Raw genomic sequence first — 14,015 nt, 5'->3', positions numbered from 1 at the left:
GGTAGTCGTGGGCGTGCAGAGGCCCACTACATTCACAGGGGTATTAGCCGTGGGTCCCATTTGTGCCGGCCGCACCGATCTGGCCGAGGATCCCGGCGAGACCACCGAGTCCCCCCGCACCGCCCTTGTAGCCGTAGCCGGGAGTGGCGCTACCGCCGTTGCCGCCAACACCGCCATTGCCGGCCAGGAGCCCGCTGAAACCGCCGGCACCACCGGCACCACCGCCCCCGTAAGCACCGCCGCCGCTAGGGGCATTGGGGGCGTTGCCGCCAGCCCCGCCATTACCGACCAGCCAGGCCCCGTTCCCGCCGGCACCGCCCTTACCGGTGTACCAACCGCCAGGGCCGGCATTGCCGCCGGCACCGCCGGCACCGCCGTTACCGAACAGGATGCCGGCGGCACCGCCAGCGCCACCGACACCGTTACCGGCTGCACTGCTGGTGTAACCGAAGCCACCGACACCACCGGCACCCCCATTACCCATCAAGATGCCGCCGACACCACCGATACCACCGGTGCCGCCTACACCGCTGGCATTGCTGAAGCCGGCACCACCGACCCCGCCGTTGCCGATCAGCCCGGCAGCCCCGCCCGCGAAACCGGTGTGGTGAGCGGCGGTGCCGGCCGCCCCGGTCCCGCCGTTGCCGAACAAGAACCCGCCATCGGCGAGGCTGCCATTAGCCCCGATACCGCCGATCGGTGAGGTGTTGGCGCCGGTGAAGCCGTTGACACCGTTGCCGATCAGGTCACGCCCGAACACGGCGACGAACGGGCCATTGATGACTCCGTCGACTTGCTGGCCGGTGGGGCTGGCGATCCAGGTTTGCCCGGCGGTATAGACCATGGTGTAGACGTTGCTGAACGCCCCGTACACCAGGTTGTTCAGCGCGGCCTTAGGCGAGTTCGCCGCAGCGACCGCCGCGTCTAGCCCGCCACCACTAAAGGCCGCCGCCGCACTGGCATGCAGGCCTTCCAGGGCCGCGTTCAAGCCGCCGGTGTTAAAGGCAGCAGCGCTGGCGTTAAGGCTGTTGGTGATGCTGGCCAGGGCGGCCGAATGCACACCCTGGAAAGCCGCCGCACTCGCGTTGAGGCTATTCGTGATGCCCTGGAGGGCGCCCGTTTGCAGGCCCGCGAGCGCTCCCGCGCCGATACCGTTGATCGCGGTGGTGCCCGCGGCGGCGGCCGTGCTGGCGGCGCCCATCACGGGCTGGATGATCGGGTTGATGATCAGGTCCAGCACCCCCGCCTGCGCGGGCGGTGCGGCAACCACCGGGGCCATGGTGGCGGTCAGCAACGCACCCGCGGCGGTACCCAGGCCGACCACACGGCCACGGTTCGCCTTGGTGTTGCGGCGATTCCGCCTCATGCTGTGCTGTTTACGCTTCATCTGCGCGCCTTCCTGTCATGACCGATAAAACGAGGTGTGCGGGCCCGTACTTGAGAAAAAAGCCAGGTACTGCCGTTGTTGATCTGGTTCACCGTGTGTTTCTGGCTGGTAACAGAGGTGAACATACCTAAGAATTACGTCGAGAAAATGGTGCAATACACTCGGTAATTGGTTGTGGTGAGACGAAATTGGCAGCAAAAATCCTGCGTAAATAGCCCCGGAATTATTGGCCTTTCGAAAATGCTTACCGCCGCCGCCACCCCCACGACTGGGTGCCACCCACCTCGTTGCCCTCACGAGATGGGGGGCATCGTCGAGTATCGATCCGAGAGCAAGTGCGGCCGTGTTGACGGTCACCCGCCGAGGCTCGTGACGCGGGAAGCAAACGTCGCTATCGGGGGTGCAAGCCGCGACCTGACGGCCCGGTTGGCAGGTGCGGCCGGGCCAGCGATGTGTGGCGATTTCGTCGGTGTGGATGAAGACGTTTCTCGGCGATCATCTGCTGGGATTCGGCGATCGTCGTTGAGGACAGCGTAATTGAGGGTTCTTGCCCTGGTGCCCAGGTGAGTGGCTGCCGCTTCCCGGCGTCCCCCACTGGCCGGCGCGGGGTAGTGGGTGTCTTGTCTTTGTGTGGGCCGGCGCAGCATGTTTGACGCGGGAATCGACGGTGATGGTCACCGCGGGCTGGCCGGGGTGGCGGGTGTTGTTGGAGGTGTCTACCTAGACGGTGACATGGGGTCGCGTCGAGCAGAGGAATCGCGACGGCTGAGGGTGATCCTGAGAAAAAGTAAGGTTGGCTCCTGGTGGCATCGGGTTAGGACGATGTGTCGGATGCATGCTGGCGAAGCCAGCAACAGCAAACTCAGTTATTCGCTGTATTCCGTGCCAAATAGCCTAATGGTAATGGGTGCAGCTATCGTGAGTGGGAGGCGGGTACGGGTCGGGCTTGTTACCGGCAGGTACTTTCAAACTGAACTATTACAGTGCCGGAGAGCTGTTGCTGACATACGCGGCAACAGCATGCTTACCAGTGTTTTCGCGACTTTTCGAAGATTGCTGGACGGTGTGTTTCCGAAGTGATCGGCAAATGTCTGTCGAAAACCCTGTGGGCTCAGGTTCTTCTTAGGTACGTACAGTTCGCTAGCCCGGTAAGGACCGGCCTTCACCGTGAACCACCCAACCCGGCTCTCTCTCAGCGAATCGCTTCGTTGTCACCTGCCCTGAAGTGGTTGCCCAGCAGCCTTTTTGGATCTGGCTGGCCCTCTCAACACACCAGAAGCATCGCGGGGATGGCGAGCAGCTACCAGCAGCCGGCACCTCATGGCCGCTGTGACGGCATACCAGGCTGTGACGATGACCCCCAGTCCGTCCGCAATGGTCCATAGCGATGCCGGCGGGTGTCGGTATGTCGGTTAGGCCGTCACGGCTGGGTGTGTTGCGGTGAGGGCGCGTTGCATGTCGGTGGTGTTGACGTGGAGGACACCGGGGTTGGTGTGGAGGAGGTGTTCGAGGTCGCGGCGGTGGGGTGCGAGTTTGTGGAGTCGGCGGAGTCGTGCGCGCTGGCAGGTGTGGATGACGTCGTGGGCGTAGTGGGCGTTACCGGCGACATCGAGCAGTGTGCCGTGGCCGTAGGGGATGGACCGCAGTCGGGCCGCTTCGGTGCGCAGTAGTTCCCATGCCGTGTCTTCGACGATCAGGTTTTCTTTGCCGGCGAGGCGGTGCCCGAGAGCCACGATGTCGTCGGGGGTAGGGCTAGTGAAAGCCACGGTGTGGGGGAAGCGGCCGGCCAGCCCGGCATGGGTGGTGAGGAAGTTCTGCATGGGGGTGGGGTGGCCGGCGAGAATGACGACCAGCTCGCCGGGGTAGTGCGCGACATGGGTCTGCAGGGCGGCGATCACGTCCCCACCAAAAGGGCGGCTTTCAGTGTCGGGGGCCAGTTGGTGGGCCTCGTCGAGGAACAACACCCCACCACGCGCGTCGTCGCACACAGTTTTCATCCTGGCCGCGCTGTGTGAAGGATCGCCCGCCACGATGTCGTGGGCGGTGATCTCGGTGACCTCCGGGCGCGTGATTACACCGAGTCCGAACAACACTTCAGCGATCACTCGGGCGAACGTTTTCTTCGCGGTGCCCGCCGCGCCGAGCAACACCATATGGTTTTCCCTACAAGACGTCACCACGCCACCATGCTCAACATCATGGTGGTGGTGGTTGTTTTGTAGGGCGGTGCGCCACATCGTGAAGTGTTCTTTAGCCTCGGCCAAACCGATCAACTCATCAATGCGTGCTTGCGCCCACTCCAACACCTCCCGATGCTCTGCGGCTAGCGCGGTTCCCGCGTGCGCCTCCCGACCGGTGTTGGTGGTGACGATCCGACGTCTCGGCTCCACGAGCACCGGGCGTGTTCGTGGGATCAGCCAAATACCGGTAGCACCCAACACCTCATCGGTATCGGTGGTGTCTTCGTCATCCCACTCTCGCCAGCCCACAGACATCTATGACCACCCACCCGAATTTCAGGCCACGCCACGCGCGGTCACGCCCGCTGGCAGTGAGGGATTAGCGCCACACCACCATGTCGGCGTCGCCCACCGGATCCCGGTCATCGTGATACCTCCCACACCCGGGTGTATGCCGGCGACCGTTGATCGGGTCGCCGGCATACACCACAGCCACAACAACAGGAAGGGCTTACAGCGCCGACAGGATGTGCAGCGCCATCTTGGACAGATCCACCGACAGCGTTGTAGCCAACGACCCCGCCAGATTCGCCCCCAACGACCCCGCCACCTCCGCCGCCAACGACGGACCCAACGACCCCGCAATATTGGTCACCGCCGCCGGATCAAACGCCTTCAACACACCAGCCGACAAACCAGGCAAGGCACTAGCTGCCGGGGCCAGGGCCGCGAAGCCACTTCCGTTCGCAGCCGCGGCGGCCGCCGCACTAGGGATGCCCGCATAGGTTCGGATGACGTTGAGCAGGTTGTCGAAGACGATCTGCGGGGTGGGGAAGCCGGTGGCCAGGACGTTCCCGAGGTACCCGGCCTGAAACGCGAGGCTGCCGCCACCCAAGATGTTCTGGGTGTTGGGGGCGACCATGACGTTGGCAAGCCCTTGCGGGGTCACGGTGATGAGGTATTTGAGAAGACCAGCAGACCCATCAGCGATCAAGCCTTGGCTGTAGAGCCCGGTTTTTGCGTTGGGGGTTCCGTTGAGCACCGAGTTTGTCACCAGGGCGGGAATATCGATCGTGTTGATCACAGCGCCGAGCGGATCCCCCGCGGTGAGTGAATTGTAAACATTCTGGACGCCCACACCGAGCGGAGTGAAAACCGTGCCCATAAAGTGGTCGGCAAAATATCCAGGGACATTGCCCAACCACGTTGTTGTCATGTAGTCGGTCGCGTTCGCGAGGTTCTGCGTGATCGGATTAAGGATTGTGGGAATGGCCTCGAGCGATTGAAAGACGTTTACGGCAAGACCCGACCATATCGTTGACGTGAGCGCGGGAATCCCAGCCGCGAAGTTTCCCGCCTGAAGATCAGCCAGCCCCTTCACAACTTGCGGTACGAAGCTCAAGGTACCTGTAGTGGAAGTCCCGAGAAGGTAGCCGACCGCGTCGTTTCCGGCCGTTTGGTACGGCGACACATAGCTGGATGCGTAATGCAAAAAGTTGGCGGCCAGCTGCTGTGACAGTACGAAGGGGAATTGCTGAAATTGTGCGTACAGCGACGAGAGGTTGACGCCCGCGGCCTGGAATGTGGTGATCCAGTCTTGGATGGGGTTGGCGACGTAGTCGGTGAGTTCGACCGCGCGTTGCTGCAGATCGGTCATGCTGTGTTGGATGTCGGCGGCCAGATCGTTGGAGACCGTCGGGGTGAGGGCGATCATGCCCGCGGATATTGTCGCGGCAGCCGCGGTGATGAGGGGCCGGGGGCCTGCTAGCTGTTTCATGTGCGTTTACTTCCTTTGCTGTGGGTGATCTGGGTGTCCGTAGCCTCTGCGCTGCGGCGTCTAGAGGCGGTGGGGTCTATCCGAGCTAGGGGGTCACGCTGCCCGGGGAGCCGTTTTGGCCGAGAAGCCCGGCGAGGCCGCCGGGACGGACGTCGGCGGCCTTGCCGGCCCCACCGCCGGTGCCGCCGTTGCCGGCGAGCATCCCGCCCAAACCGGCGAAACCACCGTGCCCGGTGATGCCGGCTGTTGTCTCGCCGAAGCCACCGCTGCCCCCGTTTCCGACCAGCCAGGCACCGTTACCGCCGTTACCGCCGCTACCGGGAGCATCAGCGCCGATGCCGCTGGCGCCGCCAGCGCCGCCGTTGCCGAACAGGAAGCCGCCCGCGCCGCCCGCACCGCCAGTGCCGCCAACAAGGCCGGTTGTGTTGCCACCGATAGCACCGGTGCCGCCGTTGCCCATCAGGATCCCGCCGGGACCGCCCGCCGCGCCAGTGAGGGAGCCGCCCGCCAAACTGCTGCCGTTAAACGTGGCACCGCCGTTGCCGCCGTTGCCGAACAATCCGGCGGCCCCACCGACCAGACCGACAGGATTAGTGGCGGTTCCGGCCGCGCCGGTTCCGCCGTTGCCGAAGAGGAATCCGCCGTCGCTGAGGTTGCCGAAGAGGTTGGTTTGGCCGAGCAGTGAGGTGTTGGGCCCGGTGAAGTTGTTGACGCCGTTGCCGATCAGGTCGCGCCCGAACAGGGCGAGGAACGGTGCGTTGAGTATCCCGTCCACTTGCTGACCGGTCGGGCTGACAAGCCACGACTGCCCGGCCGTGTAGATCATGTTGTAGACGTTGCTGAAACCGCCATACACGAGGTTGTTCAGCTGCACATTCCCCGCAGAATTAGCCGCGGCCGCGCTAAGCCCCCCACCACTAAAGGCAGCAGCAGCGCTGGCATGCAGGCCTTCCAGGGCCGCGTTCAGGCCGCCGGTGTTAAAGGCGGCAGCGCTGGCGGTGAGGCTGTTGGTGATGCTGGCCAGGGCGGCCGAATGCACGCCTTGGAAGGCCGCCGCGCTGGCGTTGAGGCTATTGGTGATGCCCTCGAGGGCTGCGGTATGCAGGCCTGCGAGCGCACCCGCGCCGATACCGTTGATCGCGGTGGTGCCCGCGGCGGCGGCGGTGCCGACGGCCCCCATCACGGGCTGGATGATCGGGTTGATGATCATGTCCAGCACCCCGGCCTGGGCGGGCGGCGCGGCGGCCATCGGTGCCATGGTGGCGGTCAGGAACGCGCCGGCTGCGGTGCTGAGGCCGACGACACGGCCACGGCTGGCCTTCGCGTTGCGGCGATTTCGCCTCATGCTGTGCTGTTTACGCTTCATCTGCGCGCCTTCCTGTCATGACCGATAAAACGAGTCGGAGCCGTACTTAAAGCTGGGGGCTGACGGTTTTCGTTCTGGATTCACTGTGTGTTGTGGATAACGACACGCTGAACATACCTGAGAATTACATTGAGGAAATGGTGCAATAAAATGGGTAATGAGCTGCGGCGAGAGGAAATTAGCAGCAAAAAACCTCATTCAAAATAACCCTAAAATTATTGGTTGTTTGGAATGCTTGCGGGTGCTGCCACACCCAGGACTGGTGGTATTTCCGCCTCGTTGTCCTCGCGAGATGGGTGGCATCGTCGAGTGCCGACCCGACGGCAGTGCGGCCGTGTCGACGATCACCCGCCGGGGCCCGCGACGCGGGAAGCAAACGTCGCCATCGGGGTGGGGGCCGCGACCTGGAGGGGCTGGTAGGCAGGTGCAGCCGGGCCAGCGAGGCGGGGCCGATCTCGTCGGCGTCGACGAAGACGCTTCTCGGCGATTGTCGTCGATCACAACGTAATTAGGGATTCTTGCCCTGTTGTCCAGAGGGGCGGCGGCCCGCTTATTGGCATCCCCTACTGGTCGGCGTGGGCATCGCATGTCTTGTCTTCGCGGTGGCCGGCGCAGCGTGGATGACGGGGGAATCGACGGCGATGTCACCACGGGGCTGGGCCCAGGTGACTGGTGTTGTTCGAGGTGTCTACCGCACGGTGACCTGGGTCGCGTCAACCAGGGGATCGCGAAGGTTGGGGTAATCCCGGCTTTTTCTCAGGTTTGTGTTGAGGGGCGAGGACGACCACGACGTGTCGGAGACACGCTTCCGAAGCGTGCCGCAGCAAACCAAGTAATTCACTATATGACTTGTCAAATGGTCCTATGGCAATGGGCGTAGCTATCGTGAGTGGGGAGCGGGCGCGGGTCTCACTTGTTACCGACAGGTACTTTCAAACTGAACTATCGGAGCCTCGAATCAGGGTTGCTGAAACACGCAATAACACCGCGTATGCCAGGTATTTATCTACTTCGCAGAGGTTGCTGGGCTTCGTGCTCTCGAAGTGATCGGCAAATGTCTGTCGAAAGTCCCGCCGACTCAGGTTCTTCTCAGATACGTACAGCTCGTCATCCAGCTCGCACTTGGAAGGTCAGATTCGAGCAGTCACAAGACATGTTCACCACCGCTGATTACGCGGCAACAGGTCCCACACGTGTTCGACCGCGTTGACCCCCGCCACTGTCGCCTGGCCGGAGCGCGAGTACAGCAGGCGGGTCACCGACGCGTAGTCCACGGGAAAGGACAACAACCGGGCCGTCCCCAGAATCTCGTGCAGTAGCAGGTTGATCACTCCGCCGTGGCTGAACACCGCAACCGTGTCCTCGGGGTCGGCGGCAGCGATAAGGTCCTCCACCGCGGCGCGGACACGTGCCCGGAAAGCATGTTCGTCGACCGCACTGGGCAGTTGCCCCTGGGCCAATCGCGCCCACTCCCGCGGGTTTTCCTCACGGATCTGCTCGACCGGGATATACACCGGAAGGTCGCGGTCATATTCGGCGAACCGGTCGTCGACCTCGACAGCTAGCTCGAATGCCGCCGCGACCGGTTCAGCGGTTTGGATGGCACGGCGCTGTGGACTGCTCACGACCCGGGAGACGGGAAACCTGGCGAGTGCGCCGGGCAGCCGTTCGACCTGCGCCACACCTTCTTCCGACAGGTCCGGGTCGGAGCCCTCGCCGTGTTGGCTGCGCAGCGGCAACGCATGCCGGACCAGAAGCACTTGCATGGCGGTGTCCCCTCGGTTGGACGGCTCGGCGATCGGTTAGCCGCGCTAAGCCTCGCACGCGGGCGCTGGCGTCACCTTTCCCGGCGGGCGCACAATGGCGTCGCCGAAGGTCTCAAAGGAGGGGACAGATGAACCAGCCGAACATGGATTGGGACGCCTCATACCAACGGGAAGCACCACCTCCATGGAGCATCGGCCAGCCGCAGCCCGAACTCGCAGCTCTCATCGAACAGGGCAAGGTCCGCAGCGATGTGCTGGATTCCGGCTGCGGCCACGCCGCCCTATCGCTGGCGCTCGCGGCCCGCGGCTACACGGTGGTCGGCCTGGACGCCAGCGCAACGGCGATCGAGGCCGCGGCCGCGTCGGCCGCCGCACAGGGACTGACGACGGCAACGTTCGCGACGGCCGACGTCACCAACTTCCGCGGCTACGACGGTCGCTTCGCCACCATCCTGGACAGCGGGCTGTTCCACGCACTGCCGCCGGAGAAACGCCACGACTACCTGGAGTCGATCTTTTTGGCCGCCGCGCCGGGCGCGGCTCTGTACATCCTGGCCTTTGCCGCCGGCGCGCTGGGCAACGAAGGCGACCGGCCCGGCCCGCGCGGCTTCACCGAAACCGAGCTGCACGAAGCAGTTTCGTCGCTCTGGCGGGTCGACGACCTGCGCCCCGCCAAGGTCTACGGCAACGCCGATGCGGTTGCCGATAGTCCACTGGCGAACGCCGAATACGACGACGAGGGCCACTTCATCGTGCCGGGATTCCTGCTCAGCGCGCACAAGCCTGCGTAATCGGCGGCTAGTCCCCGCCCGTAGAGAATGCTATTCTCAGCGCGGAGAGTAGGGTGTGCGGACAATGACGACTGCCGGTGAAACCCAGCTGGACCAGGGTGTTCTTGGTCGATGGCTGGACGCGAACGGCGCCCCGGGAAGCGGCGAAGAGCCGGTCCTGGAGCAGCTCAAGGGCGGTTCGCAGAACACGCTGTATCTGATTGCGCGCGGGTCGGAGCGCATGGTGCTGCGGATGCCCGGCGCTCGCGCCGACGCGGCCCGCATCGACGGCCTGCTGCGCGAGATCCGGCTGGTACGGGCCCTGTCGGGTACCGATGTGCCGCACGCGGCGCTCATCGCCGCCGACGACACCGGCACCGTGCTGGGCATGCCGTTCTACGTGATGCGGGCCATCGACGGGTGGAGCCCGATGGACGGCGGCTGGCAGGCGCCTTTCAACACCGACCTGGACGCGCGACGTGAGCTGGCGTTTCAGCTCGTCGAGGGCGCCGCCAAGCTGGGCCGGGTGGATTGGCGCGCCCAAGGACTCGACGGCTTCGGCCGCCCCGACGGATTCCACGATCGCCAGGTCGATCGCTGGCTGTCGTTTCTGGACGCCTACAAGGTGCGCGATCTCCCCGGCCTGGACGAGGCTTCCGACTGGTTGCGCCGTAACCGGCCCGCGCACTACAAGCCGGGAATCATGCACGGCGACTATCAGTTCGCCAACGTGATGTTCGCCCACGGTGGGCCGGCCCGGCTGGCCGCGATCGTGGACTGGGAGATGACGACGGTCGGCGATCCGCTGCTGGATCTCGCCTGGGCGCTGCTGGGCTATGACGGTGAAAATCCCCGCGACGACGGGTTTTATCTGGACATGCGCGGCATGCCCACTCGCAGCGAATTGCTGGAGCACTACGAGAAAATCAGCGGGCTCTCCACCGAGAACATCGACTACTACCTGGTGCTGGCCAACTGGAAGCTCGGCATCGTGCTGGAGAAGACCTACGCCACGGGCGTGCGCACCGGGAAGGTCGACCCCAAGATCAAGGACGCCTTCGGCGCGATGATTCCGCAGCTGATCGCCACGGCGGCCGAGCTAGCGCGTTCCAGCAAGGGGAACTGAAATGGGTTATGCGGACGAGCTTTTCGATCTGACCGATCGGGTGATCCTGATCACCGGCGGCAGCCGCGGCCTGGGACGCGAAATGGCGTTCGCCGCCGCGCACTGCGGCGCCGACCTGGTGATCGCCAGCCGCAACATGGACAACTGCGTGACCACCGCCAAGGAAATCGAGACCGAGACCAGCCGCTCCGCCATGCCCTATCAGGTGCACGTGGGACGCTGGGATCAGCTGGACGGATTGGTCGATGCCACCTACGAGCGGTTCGGCAAGGTGGACACCTTGATCAACAACGCGGGCATGTCGCCGCTTTACGACAAGCTGACCGACGTCACCGAGAAGCTGTTCGACGCGGTGGTCAACCTGAATCTCAAGGGGCCCTTCCGGTTATCGGCGTTGGTGGGCGAGCGGATGGTGGTCGCCGGCCGCGGGTCCATCATCAACGTGAGTTCCACCGGGTCGCTACGTCCCAACGGCGGCATCATTCCCTACGCCGCGGCCAAGGCCGGGCTCAACGCCATGACCGAGGGGCTGGCACAGGCGTTCGGACCGACGGTGCGGGTAAACACGCTGATGGCTGGGCCCTACCTGACCGACGTCAGCAAGGCCTGGAACCTCGACCCCGACGCTGGAGGCAACAATTTCAGCCACCTTTCGTTGCAACGCGCCGGCGACCCGCGTGAAATTGTTGGCGCCGCGCTGTTCCTGGCTTCCGACGCGTCCAGTTTCACGACCGGTTCGATCCTGCGTGCCGACGGCGGGATTCCCTGATGTCTTGGGACTTTTCCACCGAACCGGAGTTCGAGAAGAAGCTGGACTGGATCCGCGAGTTTGTGCGCGAGGAAGTGGAACCGCTCGAGGTGCTGTTCCCGGGCTGCGAATTCCTGCCGCTGAACGACGAGCGCCGACGGATCGTCGATCCACTCAAGCAGCAGGTCCGCGACAACGGCTTGTGGGCACCGCATCTGGGCCCCGAGCTCGGCGGGCAGGGCTTCGGTGCGGTCAAGCTGACATTGATCAACGAGATCCTGGGCCGCAGCCCGTGGGCGCCGATCGCCTTCGGAACACAAGCACCCGACACCGGCAATGCGGAGATCATCGCCCGCTTCGGCACCCAGGACCAGAAGGACCGTTACCTGGCCGGCCTGCTGTCCGGGGAGATCTTTTCCTGCTTCTCGATGACGGAACCGCAAGGCGGCGCCGATCCGCGAGTGTTCACCACCCGCGCGGTCCGGGACGGTGACGACTGGGTCATCACCGGGCGAAAGTACTTCTCCTCCAACGCCACTGTCGCGTCGTTCTTCATCGTCGTGGCCATCACCGATCCCGATGTGCCCGTCCATCGCGGCGCGTCGACCTTCCTGATCCCGGCCGGAACACCGGGCCTGATCGTGGCAGCCACTCACCATCTGGTCGGCGCGGATCCGCACGAACCCGGGCATTCCCTGGTGCACTACGACGACGTGCGGGTGGGATCGGACGCGTTGCTCGGCGAACCCGGTCAGGGCTTCCTGATCTTGCAGACCCGACTGGCCGGCGGTCGGCTGCATCACGCGATGCGGTCCATCGGAATGGCGCAGCGCGCCGTCGAGATGATGTCGCGCCGTGCGAAAAGCCGTTTCACCCAAGGCAGTTCGCTGGCCGATAAGCAGTTGGTGCAAGAGTTCGTAGCCGACTCTTACACCGAGCTGACACCGTTTCGGCTGACCGTGCTGCACGCCGCGTGGCTGATCGACAATGGCGACGAGCGAGCCGCCCGCGCCGAGATCGCAGCATGCAAGATCCTCGCGTCACAAGTACTCAAATCGATTGCGTTACGCGCGATCCAGGTACACGGCGCGCTCGGGCTCACCAACCAGCTGCCACTGGTCAACGTACTACTCGGCGGCATCGCGCTCGGTCTGGCCGACGGGCCGACCGAAGCGCACAAGGTCAACCTGGCTCGGACACTCCTCAAGGAGTACGAGGCCGAAGACGCCGAGTGGCCCAGCGAATTGCTGGATGTTCGCCGCGCGGCCGCTCGCGCCAAATACGGTGACCCCGTTGACCACTAGCAGAGTCACCGCGGCCGTCGAGCGGGCGCTCGACGACCGGCAGCGGGAGGCCACCGAGGAGGTCGAGCGCATCCTGGCCGCCGCGGTGCGGGTGATGGAACGGGCCGCGCCCGAACCTCCTCGCGTCAGCGACATCGTCGCCGAGGCCGGCTCGTCGAATAAGGCGTTCTACCGATACTTCGCCGGCAAGGACGATCTCATCCTGGCGGTGATGGAACGTGGGGTGGCGATCGTCATGTCCTACCTTCAGCATCAGATGGCCAAGGAATCCACGCCGCGGGGCAAGATCGCGCGCTGGATCGAGGGCACGCTGGCTCAAGTCACCGATCCGCACCTGGTCAGCAAAAGCCGTGCGGCGGCCGGACAAATGTCGGCCGGCGCCAATTGGCGAGCGGCCGACCGGGAAATGCTGCGGCCGCTGCGGGACCTGCTGATCGAGCCGGTCACCGCGCTGGGCGGCGCCGATGTTGATCGCGACGTCGAGGCGGTGTTTTGCTGCACAACCGCAACGATGCGGCGATACGTGGGTTCGGCCGACCGGCCCGGCCCCGACGACATCGCACACGTGGTGCGGTTCTGTTTAGCTGGGCTGGGAGTCAATTGATGCGTGCGGTGGTCTGCCGTTCGTACGGTGCGCCGGAGGACCTGGTCATCGACGACATTGCCGAGCCCGTCCCGGGTCCCGGCCAGGTGCTGGTGCGGGTGCACGCCGCGGCCGTCAACTTCCCCGATGTGCTGCTCATCGCCGGCAAGTACCAAGTCAAGATTCCGGTCCCGTTCACCCCGGGCAGCGAACTGGCGGGTGAGGTGGTCGCGGTCGGTGAAGGCGCGCCGTTTCGTTTGGGCCAACGGGTCTTCGCCACCACCCCGACCGGGGCATTCGCCGAGCGGGCCCTGCTCGACGCGGGATCGGCGGCGCTCATACCCGACGGCGTCGACTTCGCCTCAGCCGCGGCGTTCGGCGTCACCTACCGCACCGCCTACCACGCGCTGCGATCGATCGCCGAAGTCGCGCAAGGGGACTGGGTGGTCGTCCTGGGCGCCGCAGGCGGGGTGGGTCTGGCCGCCGTCGACCTGGCGGTGACCATGAAGGCTCGGGTGCTGGCCGCTGCGTCCGGTCCGGGAAAGCTTGAGCTGTGCCGGCAGCGTGGCGCCGAGGCCACCGTCGACTACAGCCGGGAGGACCTGAAGTCGCGCATCCGGGAGCTCACCGGCGACGCGGCCCGGGTGATCCTCGACCCGGTTGGCGGGCCGTATGCGGAGCCCGCGCTGCGCGGCCTGGCCCGCGGCGGAACCTTCGTCACGCTCGGCTACGCCTCCGGCACCATCCCGTCCATCCCGCTCAATCTGGTTCTGCTCAAGGGAATCACGATCCAGGGCATGGAGATCCGTACCTTCATGAGCGATCGGCCCGACGACGCCGTGCGCGACGTGGCCGAGCTGTCGCGGATGTTCGCCGACGGCACGGTCCGGCCCTACATCGGCGCGCGTTTCCCCTTGTCCGAAACGCCGGCGGCGCTGCGGCAGGTGGCCGAACGCAAGGTGCTGGGCAAGGTGGTCATCGACGTCGCGCCCTAGTACCCGCGCGCTA

Annotated in this window: 10 protein-coding genes and 1 pseudogene; 6 read left to right on the top strand and 5 right to left on the bottom strand. The window is 64.9% G+C overall.

The annotated features are described in order from the left end of the window. Positions 1-55: 55 nt before the first annotated feature. The 5 genes and pseudogenes from G6N25_RS24580 to G6N25_RS11095 form a co-directional block, all read right to left on the bottom strand. A pseudogene (locus G6N25_RS24580) lies at positions 56-844 on the bottom strand (PGRS repeat-containing protein); the annotation flags it as partial. A 1,955-nt stretch (positions 845-2,799) separates the two neighbouring features. Further along, positions 2,800-3,882: an AAA family ATPase gene (locus G6N25_RS11110; RefSeq protein ID WP_083076198.1), complete on the bottom strand. Its 1,083-nt coding sequence runs from the start codon at positions 3,880-3,882 to the stop codon at positions 2,800-2,802. Between the two features lie 196 nt (positions 3,883-4,078). After that, positions 4,079-5,281: a hypothetical protein gene (locus G6N25_RS11105; RefSeq protein ID WP_158084921.1), complete on the bottom strand. Its 1,203-nt coding sequence runs from the start codon at positions 5,279-5,281 to the stop codon at positions 4,079-4,081. A 148-nt stretch (positions 5,282-5,429) separates the two neighbouring features. Beyond that, the gene (locus G6N25_RS24180) at positions 5,430-6,710 is read right to left on the bottom strand and encodes a hypothetical protein (RefSeq protein WP_158084920.1); all 1,281 of its coding nucleotides are present in this window, start codon (positions 6,708-6,710) and stop codon (positions 5,430-5,432) included. Between the two features lie 1,157 nt (positions 6,711-7,867). Continuing rightward, positions 7,868-8,476 (bottom strand): histidine phosphatase family protein, encoded by a 609-nt coding sequence (locus tag G6N25_RS11095; protein WP_083076196.1) that lies wholly within the window; start codon positions 8,474-8,476, stop codon positions 7,868-7,870. Positions 8,477-8,604: 128 nt separating this feature from the next. Between G6N25_RS11095 and G6N25_RS11090 the strand changes: the two genes are divergently transcribed. From G6N25_RS11090 to G6N25_RS11065, 6 genes are all read left to right on the top strand, one after another. Continuing rightward, the gene (locus G6N25_RS11090; RefSeq protein ID WP_083076194.1) at positions 8,605-9,267 is read left to right on the top strand and encodes a class I SAM-dependent methyltransferase; all 663 of its coding nucleotides are present in this window, start codon (positions 8,605-8,607) and stop codon (positions 9,265-9,267) included. A 64-nt stretch (positions 9,268-9,331) separates the two neighbouring features. Then, positions 9,332-10,372 (top strand): phosphotransferase family protein, encoded by a 1,041-nt coding sequence (locus tag G6N25_RS11085; RefSeq protein ID WP_083076192.1) that lies wholly within the window; start codon positions 9,332-9,334, stop codon positions 10,370-10,372. Position 10,373: 1 nt separating this feature from the next. After that, positions 10,374-11,141: an SDR family NAD(P)-dependent oxidoreductase gene (locus G6N25_RS11080; RefSeq protein WP_083076190.1), complete on the top strand. Its 768-nt coding sequence runs from the start codon at positions 10,374-10,376 to the stop codon at positions 11,139-11,141. Then, positions 11,141-12,424 (top strand): acyl-CoA dehydrogenase family protein, encoded by a 1,284-nt coding sequence (locus tag G6N25_RS11075; protein ID WP_083076188.1) that lies wholly within the window; start codon positions 11,141-11,143, stop codon positions 12,422-12,424. The genes G6N25_RS11080 and G6N25_RS11075 overlap by 1 nt, the downstream gene beginning before the upstream one ends. Beyond that, complete coding sequence (locus tag G6N25_RS11070; protein ID WP_276005224.1) at positions 12,372-13,028, top strand: TetR/AcrR family transcriptional regulator; 657 nt, start codon at positions 12,372-12,374, stop codon at positions 13,026-13,028. Before G6N25_RS11075 ends, G6N25_RS11070 begins: the two co-directional genes overlap by 53 nt. Continuing rightward, positions 13,028-14,002: an NADPH:quinone oxidoreductase family protein gene (locus tag G6N25_RS11065; protein WP_083076184.1), complete on the top strand. Its 975-nt coding sequence runs from the start codon at positions 13,028-13,030 to the stop codon at positions 14,000-14,002. The genes G6N25_RS11070 and G6N25_RS11065 overlap by 1 nt, the downstream gene beginning before the upstream one ends. Positions 14,003-14,015: the final 13 nt, after the last annotated feature.

The sequence above is a fragment of the Mycobacterium heidelbergense genome (genome assembly GCF_010730745.1).
In the GTDB taxonomy this organism is placed as follows: Bacteria; Actinomycetota; Actinomycetes; order Mycobacteriales; family Mycobacteriaceae; genus Mycobacterium; species Mycobacterium heidelbergense.
The sequence above is the reverse complement of the archived record's forward strand: the minus strand, read 5'-3'. Positions and strand labels throughout refer to the sequence as shown.

Excerpts from the sequence above, each read along its gene's own strand:
- G6N25_RS11075 (WP_083076188.1), top strand. The coding sequence starts at position 11,141 with ATGTCTTGGGACTTTTCCACCGAACCGGAGTTCGAGAAGAAGCTGGAC.
- G6N25_RS11065 (WP_083076184.1), top strand. The coding sequence starts at position 13,028 with ATGCGTGCGGTGGTCTGCCGTTCGTACGGTGCGCCGGAGGACCTGGTC.
- G6N25_RS11070 (WP_276005224.1), top strand. The coding sequence starts at position 12,372 with ATGTTCGCCGCGCGGCCGCTCGCGCCAAATACGGTGACCCCGTTGACC.
- G6N25_RS11110 (WP_083076198.1), bottom strand. The coding sequence starts at position 3,882 with ATGTCTGTGGGCTGGCGAGAGTGGGATGACGAAGACACCACCGATACC.
- G6N25_RS11085 (WP_083076192.1), top strand. The coding sequence starts at position 9,332 with ATGACGACTGCCGGTGAAACCCAGCTGGACCAGGGTGTTCTTGGTCGA.
- G6N25_RS11105 (WP_158084921.1), bottom strand. The coding sequence starts at position 5,281 with ATGATCGCCCTCACCCCGACGGTCTCCAACGATCTGGCCGCCGACATC.
- G6N25_RS24180 (WP_158084920.1), bottom strand. The coding sequence starts at position 6,710 with ATGAAGCGTAAACAGCACAGCATGAGGCGAAATCGCCGCAACGCGAAG.
- G6N25_RS11080 (WP_083076190.1), top strand. The coding sequence starts at position 10,374 with ATGGGTTATGCGGACGAGCTTTTCGATCTGACCGATCGGGTGATCCTG.
- G6N25_RS11090 (WP_083076194.1), top strand. The coding sequence starts at position 8,605 with ATGAACCAGCCGAACATGGATTGGGACGCCTCATACCAACGGGAAGCA.
- G6N25_RS11095 (WP_083076196.1), bottom strand. The coding sequence starts at position 8,476 with ATGCAAGTGCTTCTGGTCCGGCATGCGTTGCCGCTGCGCAGCCAACAC.